Source organism: Pseudomonas sp. P9_31 (assembly GCF_034008235.1).
GTDB lineage: Bacteria > Pseudomonadota > Gammaproteobacteria > Pseudomonadales > Pseudomonadaceae > Aquipseudomonas.
Genome location: NZ_CP125375.1, coordinates 2,611,631 through 2,630,680, shown reverse-complemented (window position 1 = coordinate 2,630,680; position 19,050 = coordinate 2,611,631). Strand labels below are relative to the sequence as shown.

The following is a 19,050-nucleotide window of genomic DNA, read 5'->3' as shown; positions in this document are numbered from 1 at the left end:
TCAATGAGTTCGATGACCACCCACCCGACCATGGCCCCGGTCTACCGCAAGGTGCTCAAAACCTGGCGCCCGGTGATCCTGTATTTCGGCGATAAAAACTGTTACGCCTGCGAAATGGCCGAGCCGGTTTTCCGCACGATTGCCGAGCAATATAGGGATCATGCGCAAATCTATATGCTGAGTACGAGCGAGTCCCCTCGGCATCCGGATGTCACTGGAACACCCACTGTGCTGTTTTACAAGGAAGGGAAACTGCTGAAAAAGCTCAAGGGGATTGGAACCCGAGAAACCCTGGAAGAAGATTTCAAAAAGCACATCGGCAAGCTCAGACCCAAACAGATTGCCCGCAAACCCCGTCATGACTTGCCGTGGCTGCAGAAAACCTTCAGCACTTTATGCACCGCGCCTCGGGCACAGGGGCTGTTGAATGCACGTTTCATGAGTAATGCTTGAGTCGTCTGGGCGATCGCCTTCGCGAGCAAGCCCGCTCCCACAGGGTGCGCATTAGCCCGCCAGACTGTTTATCGTCCGGAAAAACGCAGCCGCGACAACATCCGCAGATCGCCCTCTTGGTAGTAGTCATCGGTCCAGCTGTCATCCGGAGCCAACGGCCGGACCTGCTTGAGTTGCAGTTTCTTTGCAAAGTAGCGGAACCGGTAATGCTCGTAGAAGCGCAGCAGTTCCAGGCCGTAACGATCGGCCAGGTCGGTGTTGCCACGGATGATCAGGTAGTTCTCGTCATTGCCGTTGCTGGCCGCGGTGCTGAGGTTGTGGCTGCCGCTGATGATGGTCGGTGAGTCGCTGGTGAAGTCAACGACGATGGCTTTGGTGTGCACCAGCAGGTTGCCCTTCTGGCCTTTCATGTTTTCCTTGAGCCAGCCTTCCAGGCCGGTGTTGAGCAGCGCGGTGGCGGCGAATTCGGCGGTGCGGTCGGCGTGGAAACCGGTGATGCTGCTGACCGTGTTTTGCAGGCCGTAACGCAAGATATCGTCGTGGGGCTGGCCGAGCAAAGCGTTGAGTATTTCGTCCGGCAGGGTGAATGCGGTGACAAACAGCAGGTCTTTTTTGGCGCCGTTGATGATCTCGACGAACTCATGCAAATCGCCCTGGCCCGAGCGCGGGGAGAAGCCGGCGAACAGCGGCTGGTCCGGCTGCATCGGATTGTGTTCCGTGAGCCAGTCCCGTGTGGCGCCGACGTCTGTCGGCGTGGCCCAGACCTGCTCGAAGGTTTGCAGATAACTGGCGCCGATCCGGGCGTCGTCCAGCACATGCACGACGTTAGCCTGACGATAAACGCCGTTGGCGGTGAAATTGGTGCTGCCACACAGCACCGCTTCGGGCTGATGCTGCCCGGCTGCGTCGAGCCGGCTCAGGACCATGAACTTGTTGTGAAAGATGTTGTGAGTGACCCGCCCGCGCTTGTTCGCCGCCGGGATTTTTTCCAGGCTGGCTTCGTTCAGCACCGTGGTGTCTTCGCCGGGTTGGGCGTGGTACAGGACCCGCACCTTTACGCCGCGCTCGAAGGCGGCGTTCACTGCATCGACGATCACCTGCAACTGGTATTCATATATCGCGATGTCCAACGCCCACTGGCCATCCTCGGCCCGTTCGATGAACCCTAGCAAGCGTGCGAGCAGGCCGTTCTCCAGCCATTGTCGCGGCGCGTCGGGCCAGGCTTCGATGGGCAGTTTCTTGTTGGCGCTGAGCTGCGCATCGAGGTCGGCGAACTTGCGCTGGAACGCCTGGCTGGCAGCCACCGCCCGGTTGAAAATCACGCTCTGATCGTTGGGCAGACCATTGTCCGTGGTGAGCGTCACTTCGAGAAATTCACCCAGCTGCGGCGCATCGGCGGTGCCGTAGGCCAGATGAACCCGATAATGGATCGTCACGCCCGGATTGACCGCGTAATCGGCCCAGCGAAATTTCTGCAACGGCGCGGTATCGCTGGGGGTGGCGTGAAATTGGGGGAACGTATGGTTCTTGCCGGGAAAGGTCAGGCTGTTGAACAGAAACAGCCAGGGTTTGCTGCCTTGCTGTTTTTCGATGGCGAACCCCAGCAAACCTTTACGGCGGGGTTCGGCCAGGTCGATGGCCAACAGCACGCCGTTGGTGCCGGCATAGGCTTTGACGCGGAAATCGTCCTGATCATTGCGGGCTAGTACGCGCATGGGTCACTCCTGTGATGGGTTTGCTTACAGAGCATAGGGCAGCGATGCGGGGTCACCGTAATTATCCGATACCCGAGTGATGCCATCGCGAGCAGGCTCGCTCCCACATGGGATTTGTGAACACCGCAGATCAAATGTGGGAGCGAGCCTGCTCGCGATGGGGCCTGCACTGTCAGCATAAAACTCAACCTGAAATCAGCTCATCGATATGTCGATAATCAACCTGCAGCTGCGCTGCCAACACCTTTGCCCGGCCAAGATGAATCGGCCCCCGCTCGATGTCGATCAGCAACCCCGGGCAATCCAGCGCCGGTAACGCCGACCACTCCTTCAGCCGCCCATCCGTCACCAGCAACAACCGTTGCTGCTCTGCCGGGAAACGCTTTTGCCGTGCCGCCAACCAGTGCCCCGCTTCTCCCAGTGCCGCCAGCATCGGCGTACCGCCGCCAGCCCCAAGCCCTTCGAGCCAGTGGCGTAAACCCGCAGAGGCTTTCAACCCTTGCACCTGCCACTTCGGCACATGACCGCTGGCGGTCAGCAAAGCCAGTCGCGCACGCTGTCGATAAGCGTCGTCGAACAGTTGCGCCAACAGGCCCTTGGCATCGCTCAACGCCTGATGACGCCGGGTCGAGGCCGAGGCATCGACGATCACCAGCCACAGTTCGTGGGGGGAGCGAGTACGCAGGTGAAACAGCACATCGTCGCGTTGACGCGGTCGACCATCGAGCAAGGTGCCGGGCCAATTGATCGCCCCACTACGGGCCGCGTGACGCTTGCCCTGCTTACCGTGATCCAGCCGTCCTGCGCGGGGTCTGGCATTCGCCCCCGCGTCCGATCGAGGGCGAATGCCTAGGGCTTTTTTGGCCAGCTCGGCACGTCACGTCGAGCGCCGACCGGCAGCGCCTGGGCGGGCATTTCACCCCACTGGCCCTGGCCTTCGTTCGGGCTCAAGGTTTGCGAAGAGGTCTGCTGCGGCGCTTGGGAATGTTGGGGCGCAGAGGTCGTATGCGCTCGACGGCGATGGCGCAAGGCGAATTCGGCGACCGCGTCGATATCTTCTTCGGCGATGGCGTTCGCGCCGCGCCATGCCGCATGAGCCCGAGCTGCACGCAGCCAGACCAGATCGGCCCGCAGACCATCAACGCCGGCAGCAAAGCAGCGCTCGGTGATCTGCGCCAGCGCGGCATCGTCGAGGGGAATGCTCGCCAGTACGGCACGCGCCTTCCGGCAACGCTCGCGCAGCGCCTGCTGCTGGCTTTCCCATTCGGCGCAGAACCCTTGCGGGTCGCTGTCGAAATCCAGTCGACGACGGATGATCTGGCCCCGCTCGGCGGGTGCAGTATGGCCGCTGAGGGCGACATTCAGACCAAAACGGTCGAGCAGTTGCGGACGCAGTTCGCCCTCTTCCGGGTTCATGGTACCGATCAGTACAAACTTCGCCGAATGCCGATGGGAAATCCCGTCACGCTCGATCAGGTTGGTGCCGCTGGCGGCCACGTCGAGCAGCAAGTCCACGAGGTGATCGGGCAGCAGATTGACTTCATCGACATACAACACTCCGCCGTCGGCCTTGGCCAGTACGCCGGGGGAAAACTGTGCGCGTCCTTCGCTCAAGGCCGCGTCGAGGTCGAGGGTGCCCACCAGCCGTTCTTCGGTGGCGCCCAGGGGCAAAGTGACGAATTGACCGCTGGCCAACAGGTCCGCCAGGCCTCGGGCCAGGGTGGATTTGGCCATGCCGCGCGGGCCCTCGATCAACACGCCACCGATTTTCGGGTCGATGGCGGTCAGGTACAGCGCGAGTTTCAAGTCATCGGCGCCGACCACGGCGGAGAGCGGGAAATGGGGGGTGTCGGTCATGTTCAAAATCTCAGTCATGGTCGGTGATGATGATCGTTCCCACGCTCTGCGTGGGAATGCAGCCCGGGACGCTCTGCGTCCCAACAGCCGAACGCGGAGCGTCCGTAGAGGCATTCCCACGCAGAGCGTGGGAACGATCCCGCTAACTGTCTTCTTCTATATCCAGCAACAAATTCTCCAGCGCCTCGCGGTATTCGCCCGGCTCTTTCCACATTCCCCGCTGCTGCGCCTCGAGCATGCGTTCGGTCATGTCGCGCAGGGCATGGGGATTGTGTTCGCGAACAAAGTCCCGGGTTGCCGGATCGAGCAAATAGGCATCCGCCAGCAACGCATACTGGTGATCGTCGATCAACTGCGTGGTGGCGTCGAACGCAAACAGGTTATCGACCGTCGCCGCCAGTTCGAACGCGCCTTTATAGCCATGACGCTTGACCCCGTCGATCCACTTCGGATTAGCCGCCCGGGAACGGATCACCCGGCTCAGCTCTTCCTTCAACGTGCGAATCTTCGGCAAGTCCGGCTGACTGTGGTCGCCGTGATAACTGGCCGCCGCTGCACCGCTGAGGCTTTCGACGGCCGCCAGCATGCCACCCTGGAACTGGTAATAATCGTTGGAATCGAGCAAGTCATGCTCGCGGTTGTCCTGATTCTGCAACACTGCCTGCACCTGACTCAGACGCTGGGCGAACTGTTCGCGGGCGGCGGTACCTTCATCGGAACCGCCGTAAGCGTAGCCGCCCCAGTTCAGGTAAACCTCGGCCAGGTCTTCACGGCTTTGCCACAGACGGCCATCGATGGCGCCCTGTACACCCGCGCCGTAAGCGCCCGGTTTGGCCCCGAAGATGCGCCAGCCGGCCTGCCGCCGAGCCGCTTCCTCATCCAGACCGGACTCCAGCAGTGCTTCACGCTCGGCACGCACCTTGGCCGCCAACGGGTTGAGATCGTCCGGTTCATCCAGCGCGGCGACCGCTTGCACGGCGGCGTCGAACAGCCGGATCAAGTTGGCAAAGGCATCCCGGAAGAATCCAGAGACGCGCAAGGTCACGTCCACCCGCGGACGGTCGAGCAAGCTCAGTGGCAATATTTCAAAATCGTCGACCCGCTGGCTACCGGTCGCCCACACTGGCCGCACGCCCATCAGCGCCATGGCCTGGGCAATGTCGTCGCCTCCGGTACGCATGGTTGCGGTACCCCAGACCGACAGGCCGAGCTGACGCAGGTGGTCGCCGTGGTCCTGCAAGTGTCGCTCAAGAATCAGGTTTGCGGATTGGAAGCCGATGCGCCACGCGGTGGTGGTCGGCAGGTTGCGCACGTCCACCGAATAGAAATTGCGCCCTGTTGGCAACACGTCCAGCCGTCCGCGACTCGGCGCCCCGCTAGGCCCGGCCGGGACGAATCGACCGCTGAGGGCGTCGAGCAAACCGCGCATTTCCGCTGGGCCACAGGCGTCAAGGCGTGGAGCAACCACCTCGCGCAAGCTGTCGATGATCGCGCTCACATCGGACCAACCATCCTCCTGTGGGAGCGAGCCTGCTCGCGATAGCGGTGGGTCAATCGACATCAATGTTGAATGATCAACCGCATCGCGAGCAGGCTCGCTCCCACAGGGGCCGGGCTTAGCTTGAGTCTGGTTATTCAAAGCCTGCTCGATCAACTGTACGGCGAACAGCTCCAGACGTTCGCGGGTATCCCCCGCCGTACGCCACAGCTCATCACTGATCGACAGCAATGCGTCCGGTCGAGGACCGTTCCAGGGCTCGGCCAAAACGCAGTCCAGCGGATCGAAACCTAGCGCAAACGCCTTGGCCAGCGCCCGCAGCAAGCTCGATTGCGCCCCACGGCCATCGCCGCGAGGAATACGCAGCAAGGCCACCAAGGTATCAATGCGCAATCGCCCGGTCGGCGATTCGCCAAACACATGCAGGCCATCGCGAATCTGCGACTCCTTCAAATCACACAGGTACGTGTCCAGGCGCGGCAGCCAGATCGCCGCATCCGCATCGCTGTCGAGTTTCTCGTCCAGTTGCAGTTCGCGGTCGATGTGCGTGTCGCGCACCAGTTGCAGAATGTCGCGCTGCAACTCCCGGGCACGGCGTGGGTCGAGCAATTGCGCTTCGTAATATTCGTCGGCCAGCAATTCGAGATTGCGCAACGGGCCGTAGGTTTCGGCGCGGGTCAGCGGCGGCATCAGGTGATCGATGATCACAGCCTGCGTCCGCCGTTTGGCCTGAGCGCCCTCGCCCGGGTCGTTGACGATGAACGGATAGATGTTCGGCAGCGGCCCAAGCAATGCGTCCGGCCAGCAGTTTTCCGACAACCCGACACCCTTGCCCGGCAGCCATTCGAGGTTGCCGTGCTTGCCAACATGGATCACGCCGTGGGCGCCGTAGGTGTTGCGCAACCAGAAGTAGAACGCAAGATAACCGTGGGGCGGCACCAGGTCCGGGTCGTGATAGACGGCACTTGGATCGACCTGATAACCCCGGGCCGGTTGAATGCCGACGAAGGTCAGGCCGAAGCGCAGGCCGGCAATCATCATTCGCCCGCCACGGAACATCGGATCGCTTTCGGGCGAGCCCCAACGTTCCAGCACGGCCTGACGATTGGCTTCGGGCAGCGCGTTGAACATCAAAAAGTAATCATCCAGCGCCAGGCTTTGCTGACATGGACGTTGATCGATAGTGTCCAGGTCATTGCTGACGCCACCGAGCAATTGCTGGATCAGCGCGGTGCCGCTGTCCGGTAACTCGGCCGGTAGCGGATAACCTTCGGCGTGCAGGGCACGCAGGATATTCAGCGCGGCGGCCGGGGTGTCGAGCCCCACACCATTGCCGATACGCCCATCACGAGTCGGGTAATTGGCGAGGATCAGGGCGAAGCGTTTTTCGCCGTTGGGCACTCGCGCCAGATCGATCCAGCGCCGCGCCAGTTCGGCGACAAAATCCATGCGCTCGGGTTGCGGCCGGTAACAGACCACATCCGACTGACTGCGCTCGCTGCGCCAAGCCAGGTCCTTGAAACTGATAGGCCGGCTGATGATCCGCCCGTCCAGCTCCGGCAGCGCAATGTGCATCGCCAGGTCACGGGGGCCGAGCCCCTGCTCGCTGGCGCGCCAACCCGGTTCGTTGTCCTGGGCGCAGATCGCCTGGATCACCGGAATGTTGCGGCGAAACGGCCGCAAGTGCGGCGCTTCAGGGCTGGACTGGGCGAAACCGGTGGTGTTGAGAATCACCCCTGCCTCGACCTCATCCAGCCAGTCCTCGACCACCGTCAGGCAGCCAGGTTCTTTCAAACTGGCCAGCGCAATCGGCAACGGGTTCAACCCCGCCGCCTGCAAACGCTGGCAGAAAATATCGATGAAACCGGTATTCGCCGCCTGCAAGTGCGAGCGGTAGAACAGCACCGCCGCCACCGGCTGACCAGCCTGCCAGTCGGCTTGCCAATCCTTCAGTTCAGCAGGGCTTTTTTGCCGATGGTAGATCGCGGTGCGCGGCAGGGTTTGTGGCTCGGCCCAGGCGTAATCGCGACCCAGCCAGCGATTGGCCAGACAGCGGAAAAAATCCAGGGCATTGCTCATGCCGCCCTGGCGCAAAAACTGCCAGAGCCGGTCGCGGTCTTCGGGGATCACGGTGCTCAGGTCGCTGAGTTCCGGGTCCGGGCGATCGTCCCCCGGCACCAGAATCAGCTGCACACCGCGCTGGGACAACGCCACCAAGCGCTCCACGCCATAACGCCAATAGGCGATGCCACCGTGCAGCGAAATCAGAATGACCTTGGCGTGACGCAACACTTCATCGACGTAGAGATCGACCGAAGCGTGATTCTGCACCTGCATCGGGTTGGCCAGGCGCAGGCTCGGGTAATCGTCGGGCAACTGCTGCGCCGCTTCGGCGAGCAACGCCAGGCTGGAATCGCCGCTGCACAGGATCACCAGCTCGGCGGGAGTTTGTCCAAGGTCGGCAATGTTGTCATCCGACACGAAGCCGCCGGGCTGGGTCCTGAGCAGGTGCATGGGTTAAACGCTAAGCGCGGCGCGCAATTGCGCTTCGAGCGCAGCGGCATCCAGCGCCTGACCGATCAACACCAGACGGGTCGCGCGCGCTTCCTCGGCGCCCCACTGACGATCGAAGTGCTTGTCGAAACGCGTGCCCACGCCCTGAATCAGCAGGCGCATCGGTTTGTTCGGCACCGCCGCGAAACCTTTGACCCGCAGGATGCCGTGCTGGACCACCAGTTGGGTCAGCGCATCCATCAGCAAGCTTTCGTCGGCTTGTGGCAGCTCGATCGAGATGGAGTCGAACGCGTCATGGTCGTGATCGTCTTCGCCTTCATGGTGATGATCGTGATGGCTGTGGCGGCTGTCGATGTGCTCTTCGGAACCGGCACCGAGGCCGATCAGCACGTCCAGTGGCAGACGACCGCTGCTGGCTTCGATGACTTTTACCGCTGGCGGCAGCTCTTCGGCGACTTCCAGGCGCACGCGGGCCAGGTCTGCAGGGCTGATCAGGTCGGCCTTGTTGAGGATCACCAGGTCGGCGCTGGCCAGTTGGTCGGCGAACAGCTCGTGCAACGGCGATTCGTGGTCCAGGTTCGGGTCGAGTTTGCGCATGGCATCCACTTGATCCGGGAATGCAGCGAAGGTGCCAGCGGCGACGGCCGGGCTGTCGACCACGGTGATCACCGCGTCAACCGTGCAAGCGCTGCGGATTTCCGGCCACTGGAAGGCTTGAACCAGAGGCTTTGGCAGGGCCAGGCCGGAGGTCTCGATCAGGATGTGGTCGAGGTCGCCGCGACGAGCGACCAGTTCGCGCATCACCGGGAAGAATTCTTCCTGAACGGTGCAGCACAGGCAGCCGTTGGCCAGTTCATAGACGCGGCCGCTGGCTTCTTCTTCGGTGCAGCCGATGGAGCATTGTTTGAGGATTTCGCCGTCGATGCCCAGCTCGCCGAACTCGTTGACGATCACCGCGATACGGCGGCCCTGAGCGTTGTCGAGCATGTGGCGCAGCAAGGTGGTTTTGCCCGAGCCGAGGAAGCCGGTAACGATGGTGACAGGGAGTTTGGCCAGTGTTTTCATCGGATGCCCTTTGGCAAGGTGGCGGGCATACGGGACGACGACCGGCAACGCGGGCGCGCGTGCCTGAAGAGTTCGCCACCGGATCACCCCGCCCGGTTGAAAGTGAGAATCTGTGTCGAGGCAGGTCTCCTGGCTGACGGTGTGCCGGTCTTTCGACTGGCGATTCCTGCGCCTTCCCGCGCGCCCTGTGGAAGGTGCGTGCAGTGGCCTGGCAGAAACACAACCGTTCACAGTTGCGGGGGCAGCCGCGGCATCGACCGCGTTCCCTTCTTAGCTTCGGCAGACGCCGAAGAACCTCGAAAGCGCAAGGCTACGCATCGTGTGGGGGCGGGTCAATGTCCGCGCAGAGATCTGTGGCGGCTGTGATGACGCCTTCGCGAGCAAGCCCCCTGCCAATTGACGCCCAACCCCCGCCCATGCTCTCCTACACGCCTTGTTACGGGTGCCCTTCACAGGGTGAAACGGGAAACCGGTGAATCATGTGCTTTACTCTAAAGCCATGTCAGTCCGGTGCTGCCCCCGCAACGGTAAGCGAGTGAAGCGTCAGATCCACTGTGCCTGTCATAGGGCATGGGAAGGTGATGCTTGCAGGTTCAGGCGAAAGCCAGCGCCCCTCGCGAGCCCGGAGACCGGCCCGCAACATAAAGTGACTCTTACGTTCACTGAATAACAAACCCGCGGTGGGCGGGCGCTGTTCGAAATCTCTGCGTGCCCCCGGCGTGCGGAGGTTTTCATGCGCTCTATTCACCCGCTGACAGACCAGAGGGAAGCGCCATGTCGATCATCAGCAGCACCGGCCACACAACCGCAAGCACCACCACAACCCTGAGCCAACGCCTGACCGCCGCCTTTTGTGCGTCGATCCTTGGCGCTAGCCTTGTGTATTTCGCCGGTTTCTCGCACATCGAAGCGGTGCACAACGCCGCGCACGATACCCGTCACAGCTCTGCCTTTCCGTGCCATTGAGACCTGCTGAGATGATCAAGCGTATTGCGCAAACCGCAGGGTTCACCGGGTTGCTGGCCGCCCTACTATTGACCCTGCTGCAAAGCTTCTGGGTCGCACCGCTGATTTTGCAGGCCGAGACCTACGAAAAATCCGAGCCGGCCGCTGTTGAAGTCCACGAGCACGCCGCCGGTGCTGTCGCCGCTCACACCCACGATGCCGAAGCCTGGGAGCCTGAAGACGGCTGGCAGCGCGTGCTGTCCACGACGGGCGGTAACCTGGTGGTTGCAGTCGGGTTCGCCCTGATGCTCGCCGGTCTCTACACCTTGCGCGCACCAACCAAGACCTCTCAGGGCCTGCTCTGGGGTCTGGCCGGTTACGCGACCTTCGTGCTGGCGCCAACACTCGGCCTGCCACCTGAGCTGCCGGGCACTGCCGCGGCGGATCTGGCGCAACGGCAGATCTGGTGGATCGGCACTGCCGCGTCCACGGCGGTCGGCATCGCGCTGATCGTGTTCAGCCGCCACTGGTTGATGAAAGTCCTCGGCGTGGCGATTCTGGCCGTGCCTCATGTGATCGGTGCGCCGCAACCGGAAGTCCATTCGATGCTGGCGCCGGAAGCCCTGGAAGCGCAATTCAAGATCGCTTCGCAGCTGACCAACGTGGCGTTCTGGCTGGCCCTGGGCCTGATCAGCGCCTGGTTGTTCCGCCGTAAAAGCGATGGCCATTACCGCGCATGACTGACGTCAGCACAGCGCCGACCCTGGTGGTCGGCCTGGGCTGCCAGCGCGGCTGCCCCGTCAGCACGCTGCGGGCGCTGCTTGATCAGGCGTTACAGGCCCATCAAATCGAACTCCGTGAGATCAAGGCCCTGGCCAGCATCGACCTGAAGCGCGAAGAACCTGGCCTGATCGCACTGGCCGAACAGCTGGCATTGCCGTTGATGTATTTCAGCAGCGAACAATTGGCCGGTTATGAACCGCAACTCAGCCACCACTCGGACATCGCGTTCGAACGCACCGGCTGTTACGGCGTAGCGGAAAGTGCCGCGCTGGCATTGGCCGAACAATTGGCTCAGGCGCCTGCAAAGTTACTGATTCCACGACAAAAATACGCCCAGGCCACCCTGGCATTGGCCAGCGCCGCGTAAAATCCCCGATAATCCCCGCCTTCGATCATGAGCAATCTTCATCTGAAGCCTGCCCAAGCCCTTTTTCTGACAGGAAACGACGATGACCGTCTACTTCATTGGCGCAGGCCCCGGCGACCCGGAACTGATCACCGTCAAAGGCCAGCGGCTGATTCGTAGCTGCCCGGTCATCATCTATGCAGGCTCCCTGGTACCCGCCGCCGTGCTGGAGGGCCATCGGGCCGAACAGGTGGTCAACAGCGCCGAATTGCACCTGGAACAGATCATCGAGCTGATCAAGACCGCCCATGCCAACGGCCAGGACGTGGCCCGGGTGCATTCCGGCGACCCGAGCCTGTACGGCGCGATTGGCGAGCAGATCCGCTACCTGCGGGAACTCGACATCCCTTTCGAAATCATTCCCGGCGTCACCGCCACCGCGGCTTGCGCGGCCCTTTTAGGCGCCGAACTGACCTTGCCGGACGTATCACAGAGCGTGATTCTGACCCGCTACGCCGACAAAACCGCGATGCCTGCCGGTGAAGAACTCGGTAGCCTGGCGCAGCACGGGGCGACCATGGCGATCCACTTGGGGGTCAATCATCTGGAGAAGATCCTTGCCGAACTGCTGCCACACTACGGCGCTGATTGCCCGATCGCCGTGATCCACCGGGCGACCTGGCCGGATCAGGATTGGGTGGTGGGGACGCTTGAGGATATTGCCGGGAAGGTTCAAGCCAAGGGGTTTCGCCGGACTGCGTTGATTCTGGTGGGCCGGGTGCTGGGCAGCGATCACTTCAGTGAGTCGTCGTTGTATCGGGCGGGGCATGCGCATTTGTACAGGCCATAGGGCCCCATCGCGAGCAGGCTCGCTCCCACAGTTGACCTCATTCCAATGTGGGAGCGAGCCTGCTCGCGATGGGGCCAATGAATTTCACCCATAAAAAAACGGTGCTCACGGGCACCGTTTTTTAGGTTGCAGCGAACACCTTAGTAATAGGCGTTTTCTTTCTGCGTGTGGTCAGTCACGTCACGAACACCCTTGAGCTCGGGAATGCGTTCGAGCAAGGTGCGCTCGATGCCTTCACGCAGGGTGACGTCTGCCTGGCCGCAGCCTTGGCAACCGCCGCCGAACTTCAGCACGGCAATGCCGTCTTCGACCACATCAATCAGGCTGACCTGACCGCCGTGGCTGGCCAGCCCCGGGTTGATCTCGGTTTGCAGGTAATAGTTGATGCGCTCGTTGACCGGGCTGTCGGCGTTGACCATCGGTACTTTGGCGTTTGGCGCCTTGATGGTCAGCTGGCCGCCCATGCGGTCGGTGGCGTAGTCGACTACCGCATCGTCCAGAAACGCTTCGCTGAACGAGTCGATGTAAGCGGTGAAGCTTTTGAGCCCCAGCGCCGTGTCTTCAGGTTTTTCTTCGCCCGGCTTGCAGTAGGCAATGCAGGTTTCGGCGTACTGGGTGCCAGGCTGGGTGATAAAAACGCGGATGCCGATACCCGGGGTGTTCTGCTTGGAGAGCAGATCGGCCAGGTAATCATGGGCGGCGTCGGTAATGGTAATAGCGGTCATGGAAACTCCTCGCAGGCTTGGACGCAGTTTACGCCAATCATCGCGCCGCACAAAGTCCTAGTATTTTTGTCGGGAAAGCACAACTGATCCAATGTGGGAGCAGGCACTTCAGAGATTCTCGTAGCGGTTCATGTCCAGCACACCCTCTTCCACTGGCTCAGTGTCGTGGATGTAGCGGCTCAGATCATGGAAATACTGCCAGAACTGCGGATGGCTGCGGCGAATGCCCCAGCGTTCGACGATTTTCTCGAAACTGGCGGCGTCTTTGGCGCTTTCCATCGCGTCGACAAATGCGGGCACTTGCCCCGCCGGGATGTTGAACATGAAGTTCGGGTAACTGCTGAGTACACCCGGATAAATGGTCAACGTGTCGAGCCCCGGCTGATAGCGCAGCGATTCACCAAGCAGGAACGCCACGTTGCTGTGGGCGCGGTTGCGCAGCAGGCTGTAGACCTCGCGTTTGCCGCTTTGAGTCTCGATGCGCAACATCGTGGCTTCCGGCAATTGATCGATGACTTTCAGCCCCGCCGCCGGACGCGAAGTCAGGCGGCTCAGGGCCTGTTCGGCGTTCTGCAACGCCAGATCGATGTTCGGCCGCGAGCAATAAGCGCCGTCGCAGCGGTTGATCGGGTCGGGTTTGGCGTTGAGGTCGCCGTAACGGGACAGCAACTGCAAGGCGAAGTCGCGTTTCGGGTCCGCCTCGTCCAGCGTCAGCGCCGTGGGTTTGTCATTATCGATGTACTCATAATCCAGCCACATCTTGAACTTGCCGCCGTTCTGATACCAATCGTCGAGGTAGCCGTCCCGTGAGTCGGCCGGCATCAGGCGCAGGAAGTTCTGCTCGGCACCGTTGCGGATCAGGTCGAAATACAACCGGGTCTGGGCCTGATGGGACACGTTGCCGAACACATCGAAGTTGACCGCCAACTGGTAATACGTGCGTTCGAGCAGCGGGTAATCGAACAACCAAATGGTTTGCGGGACGTCACCGATCAGGCCCTTGTTCACCGAGGCGCTGTCGAAATGCCGGAAGATGCTCAGCAGCGCGTTGTCATTGCCGGCCCACAGGGTCGACCAGCTCGGTGCCGGCAGGTCGGCGTAGCTGTCCCGGCGGAGGGCTTCGTACTCGTTGCGTTTGTTGCGGTAGTCGCGCCACAAGCTCAGGACACTGCCGACGTCATCGTTCTGCCCCGGCATCGCCAGCAACGGTGTGGCTTGGCCACGATATTTCGGGTCGGTGATGTAAAGGTCGTGTTCCGGGGCCTGGAACAATGCCCAGAAGTTGTCACGGATCACGTCGGTGGCGATCTGGCCACGGCAGACCGGACCACGAATAAAGGTGCGCACGAAGTATTCGGCGTTATCGAGCATGAACTGGTAACGCGCCTGAGCCGGGATTGCCTCAAAGGTCGTGAACGGATTGGCCCGTCGCTCCGGCCCGTAACCCGGTAATGCGTTGACCTGCCAGTTGCCGCTGTAAAACAGGCTTTTGATCCGCGCCATCTTCGCCGCGCTCAGCGGATAGGTGATGTGGGTCTTGTGCACGATCACGCCCTGCACCGGCCACAGACGGTAATAGACCTGAGTGCCCGGATCGTCATTCGGTCGGCGGGTGTTGATCAAGTCAATGGGCTGACCCGTCGGCGTGCGCGAACGCACCCACTGGAAGAAATGCCCCGGCTCGCCGTCCTTGAAATAGACATGCGCCAGGAACCAATGCTCAAACAACCAGCGCCCCACCAGACTCTCCCGGGCGCCCGGCGCATTGAGCAAGCGTTCCCACTGCACCACCTGCAAGGCTTCCTTGGCGCTGGGCACCAGGCCCTGCTCATCGATCGGCGCGCCAGAAGCCAGCCAGCGTTGCAACGTCTGGTACTGCTGATCGGTCAGGCCGGTGACTGCCAGCGGCATGCCCTCTTTCGGGTGAGTACTGGCATAGCCGTCGAACTCCGCCGGCATGGCGCACATGTTTTCCCGGTTCAGGCCCAGGACGATGTCTTCGGGCAATTTGGCGTTGGGTTGCAACGGGGTTTTGTGGCCCAGTTCGAGCATGCGCGCCATCAGCGCCGCCTGGCTGCCCTGGGCGTCGAGCACCGAATAAAAGCCCTTTTGCTGCCAGGCACGTTTGCCAAAGGCGTCATAAAACAGCCGGGTTGGCACTGCGGCCTGGCTGCGTTCGCCATCATAGACGAGTGCCTTCGTTGCACCTCGGGCCGCCCCTTCACCACTGCCCAGATTGAGCTGACAGGCGGAGTCGTAGCAGGCATGGCAGGCCACGCACTTTTCGGTGAAGATCGGTTGAATGTCGCGGACGTAGGAAATATCCGGACCTTGCGCAGCGGCGCCCCCGCTTAAAAGCAGCATCAATAGGCTGATGACGGCGCGATACGACATATCCCTGGTCCTGATCGTGAGAAAACGCCGCGATTCTACCGGTCTGGCCTGCGCACCAACATGAACGATATTCATGCAAAATCGGCACATGCTCTAAAAGCGCACAGGTTTGTTATTATCCCGGCCCTTCGTCATGGCCTTACCGAGTAGTCCAAATGTCCGATCGCAGCGTTCGCCTTCAAGCTCTCAAGCACGCCCTCAAAGAGCGCATCCTGATTCTCGATGGCGGCATGGGGACGATGATCCAGAGCTACAAGCTCGAGGAGCAGGATTACCGTGGCAAACGCTTCGCCGACTGGCCGAGCGATGTCAAAGGCAACAACGACCTGCTGGTGCTGACGCGTCCGGACGTGATCGGTGCCATTGAAAAAGCCTACCTGGATGCCGGCGCCGACATTCTGGAAACCAACACCTTCAACGCCACCCAGGTGTCCCAGGCCGACTACGGCATGCAGGGCCTGGCGTACGAACTCAACGTAGAAGGCGCACGCCTGGCGCGCAAGGTGGCGGACGCCAAGACCCTGGAAACCCCGGACCGACCACGCTTCGTCGCCGGCGTGCTCGGTCCTACAAGTCGCACCTGCTCGCTGTCGCCTGACGTGAACAACCCCGGCTACCGCAACGTGACCTTCGATGAACTGGTGGAAAACTACACCGAGGCCACCAAAGGCCTGATCGAAGGCGGTGCCGACCTGATCCTGATCGAAACCATTTTCGATACCCTCAACGCCAAAGCGGCGATCTTCGCCGTACAAGGGGTTTACGAAGAGCTGGGCGTCGAATTGCCGATCATGATTTCCGGCACCATCACCGACGCCTCGGGTCGCACCCTCTCCGGCCAGACCACTGAAGCGTTCTGGAACTCCGTAGCCCACGCCAAACCGATCTCGGTCGGCCTGAACTGCGCCCTTGGCGCCAGCGAACTGCGTCCGTACCTGGAAGAGCTGTCGAACAAGGCCAGCACCCACGTGTCGGCGCACCCGAACGCCGGCCTGCCGAACGAATTCGGCGAGTACGACGAACTGCCATCGGAAACCGCCAAGGTCATCGAAGAATTCGCCCAAAGCGGCTTCCTGAACATCGTCGGCGGCTGCTGCGGCACCACACCGGGCCACATCGAAGCCATCGCCAAAGCAGTTGCCGGTTATGCGCCGCGCGAGATTCCCGACATTCCCAAGGCCTGCCGCCTGTCGGGCCTGGAACCGTTCACCATCGATCGCAGCTCGCTGTTCGTCAACGTCGGCGAACGGACCAACATCACCGGTTCCGCCAAATTCGCCCGGCTGATCCGTGAAGACAACTACACCGAAGCCCTGGAAGTCGCCCTGCAACAGGTCGAAGCCGGCGCCCAGGTGATTGATATCAACATGGACGAAGGGATGCTCGATTCGAAGAAGGCCATGGTGACCTTCCTCAATCTGATTGCCGGCGAACCGGACATCTCCCGCGTGCCAATCATGATCGACTCCTCCAAGTGGGAAGTGATCGAAGCCGGCCTCAAGTGCATCCAGGGCAAAGGCATCGTCAACTCGATCAGCATGAAAGAAGGCGTCGAGCAGTTCATTCATCACGCCAAACTGTGCAAACGCTACGGCGCCGCCGTGGTGGTGATGGCCTTTGACGAAGCCGGCCAGGCCGACACCGAAGCGCGCAAGAAAGAAATCTGCAAGCGTTCCTACGACATTCTGGTCAACGACGTCGGCTTCCCGCCGGAAGACATCATCTTCGACCCGAACATCTTCGCCGTGGCCACCGGCATCGAAGAACACAACAACTATGCTGTGGACTTCATCAACGCCTGCGCCTACATCCGCGACGAACTGCCGTACGCCCTGACCTCCGGCGGCGTGTCCAACGTGTCGTTCTCGTTCCGTGGCAACAACCCGGTGCGCGAAGCGATTCACTCGGTGTTCCTGCTGTATGCGATCCGCAACGGCCTGACCATGGGCATCGTCAACGCCGGCCAACTGGAGATCTACGACCAGATCCCGGTGGAACTGCGCGACGCCGTCGAAGACGTGATCCTCAACCGCACCCCGGACGGCACCGACGCCCTCCTCGCCATCGCCGACAAGTACAAGGGCGACGGCAGCGTCAAGGAAGCCGAGACCGAAGAGTGGCGCAACTGGGACGTCAACAAGCGTCTGGAACATGCGCTGGTCAAGGGCATCACCACCCACATCGTGGAAGACACCGAAGAATCGCGCCTGTCGTTCTCGCGGCCGATCGAAGTCATCGAAGGCCCGTTGATGGCCGGTATGAACATCGTTGGCGACCTGTTCGGCGCCGGCAAAATGTTCCTGCCGCAAGTGGTGAAATCCGCCCGCGTGATGAAGCAGGCCGTGGCCCACTTGATCCCGTTCATCGAACTGGAAAAAGGCGACAAGCCGGAAGCCAAGGGCAAGATCCTCATGGCCACGGTCAAGGGCGACGTGCATGACATCGGCAAGAACATCGTCGGCGTGGTGCTGGGTTGTAACGGCTACGACATCGTCGACCTCGGCGTGATGGTGCCGGCGGAGAAGATCCTGCAGGTCGCCAAAGAACAAAAGTGCGACATCATCGGCCTGTCCGGTTTGATCACGCCTTCGCTGGATGAAATGGTTCACGTGGCCCGCGAGATGCAGCGTCAGGACTTCCATCTGCCGTTGATGATCGGTGGCGCGACCACGTCCAAGGCACACACGGCAGTGAAGATCGAACCCAAGTACAGCAACGACGCGGTGATTTACGTCACCGATGCCTCCCGCGCCGTGGGCGTGGCGACGCAGTTGCTGTCCAAGGAGCTGAAGGCCGGTTTCGTCGAGAAGACCCGCCTGGAATACATCGACGTTCGCGAGCGCACCGCCAACCGCAGCGCCCGTACCGAACGCCTGAGCTACCCGGTGGCCATCGCCAAGAAGCCGCAGTTCGACTGGGGCAGCTACGAGCCGGTCAAACCGACGTTCACTGGCGCCAAGGTGCTGGACAACATTGATCTGAAGGTGCTGGCCGAATACATCGACTGGACGCCGTTCTTCATCTCCTGGGACCTGGCCGGGAAATTCCCGCGCATCCTCCAGGACGAAGTGGTCGGTGAAGCCGCCACCGCGCTGTACGCCGACGCCCAGGAAATGCTCGCCAAACTGATCGACGAAAAACTCATCAGCGCCCGTGCGGTATTCGGCTTCTGGCCGGCCAATCAGGTGCGCGACGATGACATCGAAGTCTACGGCGATGACGGCAAGCCATTGGCCAAGCTGCATCACCTGCGTCAGCAGATCATCAAGACCGACGGCAAACCGAACTTCTCCCTGGCCGACTTTGTCGCACCCAAAGACAGCGGCGTGACCGACTACGTGGGCGGCTTCATCACCACCGCCGGGATCGGCGCCGAAGAAGTGGCCAAGGCCTATCAGGATGCGGGCGACGACTACAACTCGATCATGGTCAAGGCCCTCGCCGACCGTCTGGCCGAGGCGTGTGCCGAGTGGCTGCATCAACAGGTGCGTAAAGACTACTGGGGCTATGCCAAGGACGAGACGCTCGACAACGAGGCGCTGATCAAAGAGCAATACACCGGCATCCGCCCTGCTCCAGGCTACCCGGCCTGCCCGGATCACACCGAGAAAGCCACGCTGTTCAAGCTGCTGGACCCGGAAGCGGAAGAACTCAAGGCCGGCCGCAGCGGTGTGTTCCTCACCGAGCACTACGCCATGTTCCCGGCGGCGGCGGTCAGCGGCTGGTATTTCGCGCACCCGCAGGCGCAGTATTTTGCCGTGGGCAAGATCGACAAGGATCAGGTGCAGAGTTACACCTCACGCAAAGGTCAGGAGTTGAGCGTGACCGAGCGTTGGCTGGCGCCTAACCTGGGCTACGACAACTGATACGGCGAGTTTGAAAGCCTGAACGAAGAACGGCCCCTG

13 protein-coding genes and 2 riboswitches are annotated in these 19,050 nt (G+C 61.4%); of the genes, 6 read left to right on the top strand and 7 right to left on the bottom strand.

The features are described from left to right. Positions 1-3 precede the first annotated feature (3 nt). Positions 4-453, top strand: coding sequence for a thioredoxin family protein (locus QMK51_RS11745; RefSeq protein WP_258700716.1), 450 nt, complete (start codon positions 4-6; stop codon positions 451-453). 68 nt (positions 454-521) lie between these two features. On the opposite strand, the gene QMK51_RS11740 is transcribed toward QMK51_RS11745, so the two are convergent. From QMK51_RS11740 to cobW, 5 genes are all read right to left on the bottom strand, one after another. Further along, positions 522-2,168, bottom strand: coding sequence for a phospholipase D-like domain-containing protein (locus tag QMK51_RS11740; protein ID WP_320394131.1), 1,647 nt, complete (start codon positions 2,166-2,168; stop codon positions 522-524). 184 nt (positions 2,169-2,352) lie between these two features. Then, positions 2,353-2,898 (bottom strand): vWA domain-containing protein, encoded by a 546-nt coding sequence (locus QMK51_RS11735; protein WP_258700258.1) that lies wholly within the window; start codon positions 2,896-2,898, stop codon positions 2,353-2,355. Between the two features lie 119 nt (positions 2,899-3,017). Next, positions 3,018-4,025 carry an ATP-binding protein gene (locus tag QMK51_RS11730; RefSeq protein ID WP_320394130.1) on the bottom strand — a complete coding sequence of 336 codons (1,008 nt, stop codon included), beginning with the start codon at positions 4,023-4,025 and terminating at the stop codon, positions 3,018-3,020. 142 nt (positions 4,026-4,167) lie between these two features. Continuing rightward, on the bottom strand, positions 4,168-8,037 hold the full coding sequence (gene cobN / locus QMK51_RS11725; protein ID WP_320394129.1) for a cobaltochelatase subunit CobN: 3,870 nt from the start codon (positions 8,035-8,037) through the stop codon (positions 4,168-4,170). Between the two features lie 3 nt (positions 8,038-8,040). Beyond that, complete coding sequence (cobW, locus tag QMK51_RS11720) at positions 8,041-9,102, bottom strand: cobalamin biosynthesis protein CobW (protein WP_320394128.1); 1,062 nt, start codon at positions 9,100-9,102, stop codon at positions 8,041-8,043. A 101-nt stretch (positions 9,103-9,203) separates the two neighbouring features. After that, positions 9,204-9,416: riboswitch (cobalamin riboswitch) on the bottom strand. A gap of 109 nt (positions 9,417-9,525) precedes the next feature. Continuing rightward, positions 9,526-9,755, top strand: a riboswitch (cobalamin riboswitch). A 121-nt stretch (positions 9,756-9,876) separates the two neighbouring features. Here cobW and QMK51_RS11715 point away from each other — a divergent pair. The 4 genes from QMK51_RS11715 to cobM all read left to right on the top strand — a co-directional run bounded on the left by QMK51_RS11715 (position 9,877) and on the right by cobM (position 12,026). After that, positions 9,877-10,068 carry a CbtB-domain containing protein gene (locus tag QMK51_RS11715; protein WP_258700254.1) on the top strand — a complete coding sequence of 64 codons (192 nt, stop codon included), beginning with the start codon at positions 9,877-9,879 and terminating at the stop codon, positions 10,066-10,068. Positions 10,069-10,079: 11 nt separating this feature from the next. Beyond that, positions 10,080-10,787 (top strand): CbtA family protein, encoded by a 708-nt coding sequence (locus QMK51_RS11710; RefSeq protein WP_320394127.1) that lies wholly within the window; start codon positions 10,080-10,082, stop codon positions 10,785-10,787. Beyond that, positions 10,784-11,197, top strand: coding sequence for a cobalamin biosynthesis protein (locus QMK51_RS11705; protein ID WP_258700252.1), 414 nt, complete (start codon positions 10,784-10,786; stop codon positions 11,195-11,197). The genes QMK51_RS11710 and QMK51_RS11705 overlap by 4 nt, the downstream gene beginning before the upstream one ends. Before the next feature lie 82 nt (positions 11,198-11,279). Beyond that, positions 11,280-12,026: a precorrin-4 C(11)-methyltransferase gene (gene cobM / locus QMK51_RS11700; RefSeq protein WP_320394126.1), complete on the top strand. Its 747-nt coding sequence runs from the start codon at positions 11,280-11,282 to the stop codon at positions 12,024-12,026. A gap of 140 nt (positions 12,027-12,166) precedes the next feature. Here the strand turns inward: cobM and nfuA are convergent, their stop codons facing one another. Continuing rightward, positions 12,167-12,751, bottom strand: a complete 585-nt coding sequence (gene nfuA / locus QMK51_RS11695) for a Fe-S biogenesis protein NfuA (protein ID WP_007898222.1) — start codon at positions 12,749-12,751, stop codon at positions 12,167-12,169. A gap of 108 nt (positions 12,752-12,859) precedes the next feature. Next, positions 12,860-15,145: a fatty acid cis/trans isomerase gene (locus tag QMK51_RS11690; RefSeq protein ID WP_320394125.1), complete on the bottom strand. Its 2,286-nt coding sequence runs from the start codon at positions 15,143-15,145 to the stop codon at positions 12,860-12,862. A 155-nt stretch (positions 15,146-15,300) separates the two neighbouring features. On the opposite strand from QMK51_RS11690, the gene metH reads away from it, so the two are divergent. Continuing rightward, positions 15,301-19,011, top strand: coding sequence for a methionine synthase (gene metH, locus QMK51_RS11685; RefSeq protein WP_320394124.1), 3,711 nt, complete (start codon positions 15,301-15,303; stop codon positions 19,009-19,011). The last annotated feature ends 39 nt before the right edge of the window (positions 19,012-19,050 follow it).

Bases quoted from the DNA above. Each gene is read 5' to 3' on its own strand.
- QMK51_RS11745 (WP_258700716.1), top strand. From the start codon at position 4: ATGAGTTCGATGACCACCCACCCGACCATGGCCCCGGTCTACCGCAAG.
- QMK51_RS11740 (WP_320394131.1), bottom strand. From the start codon at position 2,168: ATGCGCGTACTAGCCCGCAATGATCAGGACGATTTCCGCGTCAAAGCC.
- QMK51_RS11730 (WP_320394130.1), bottom strand. From the start codon at position 4,025: ATGACCGACACCCCCCATTTCCCGCTCTCCGCCGTGGTCGGCGCCGAT.
- cobN (WP_320394129.1), bottom strand. From the start codon at position 8,037: ATGCACCTGCTCAGGACCCAGCCCGGCGGCTTCGTGTCGGATGACAAC.
- cobW (WP_320394128.1), bottom strand. From the start codon at position 9,102: ATGAAAACACTGGCCAAACTCCCTGTCACCATCGTTACCGGCTTCCTC.
- QMK51_RS11715 (WP_258700254.1), top strand. From the start codon at position 9,877: ATGTCGATCATCAGCAGCACCGGCCACACAACCGCAAGCACCACCACA.
- QMK51_RS11710 (WP_320394127.1), top strand. From the start codon at position 10,080: ATGATCAAGCGTATTGCGCAAACCGCAGGGTTCACCGGGTTGCTGGCC.
- QMK51_RS11705 (WP_258700252.1), top strand. From the start codon at position 10,784: ATGACTGACGTCAGCACAGCGCCGACCCTGGTGGTCGGCCTGGGCTGC.
- cobM (WP_320394126.1), top strand. From the start codon at position 11,280: ATGACCGTCTACTTCATTGGCGCAGGCCCCGGCGACCCGGAACTGATC.
- nfuA (WP_007898222.1), bottom strand. From the start codon at position 12,751: ATGACCGCTATTACCATTACCGACGCCGCCCATGATTACCTGGCCGAT.
- QMK51_RS11690 (WP_320394125.1), bottom strand. From the start codon at position 15,145: ATGTCGTATCGCGCCGTCATCAGCCTATTGATGCTGCTTTTAAGCGGG.
- metH (WP_320394124.1), top strand. From the start codon at position 15,301: ATGTCCGATCGCAGCGTTCGCCTTCAAGCTCTCAAGCACGCCCTCAAA.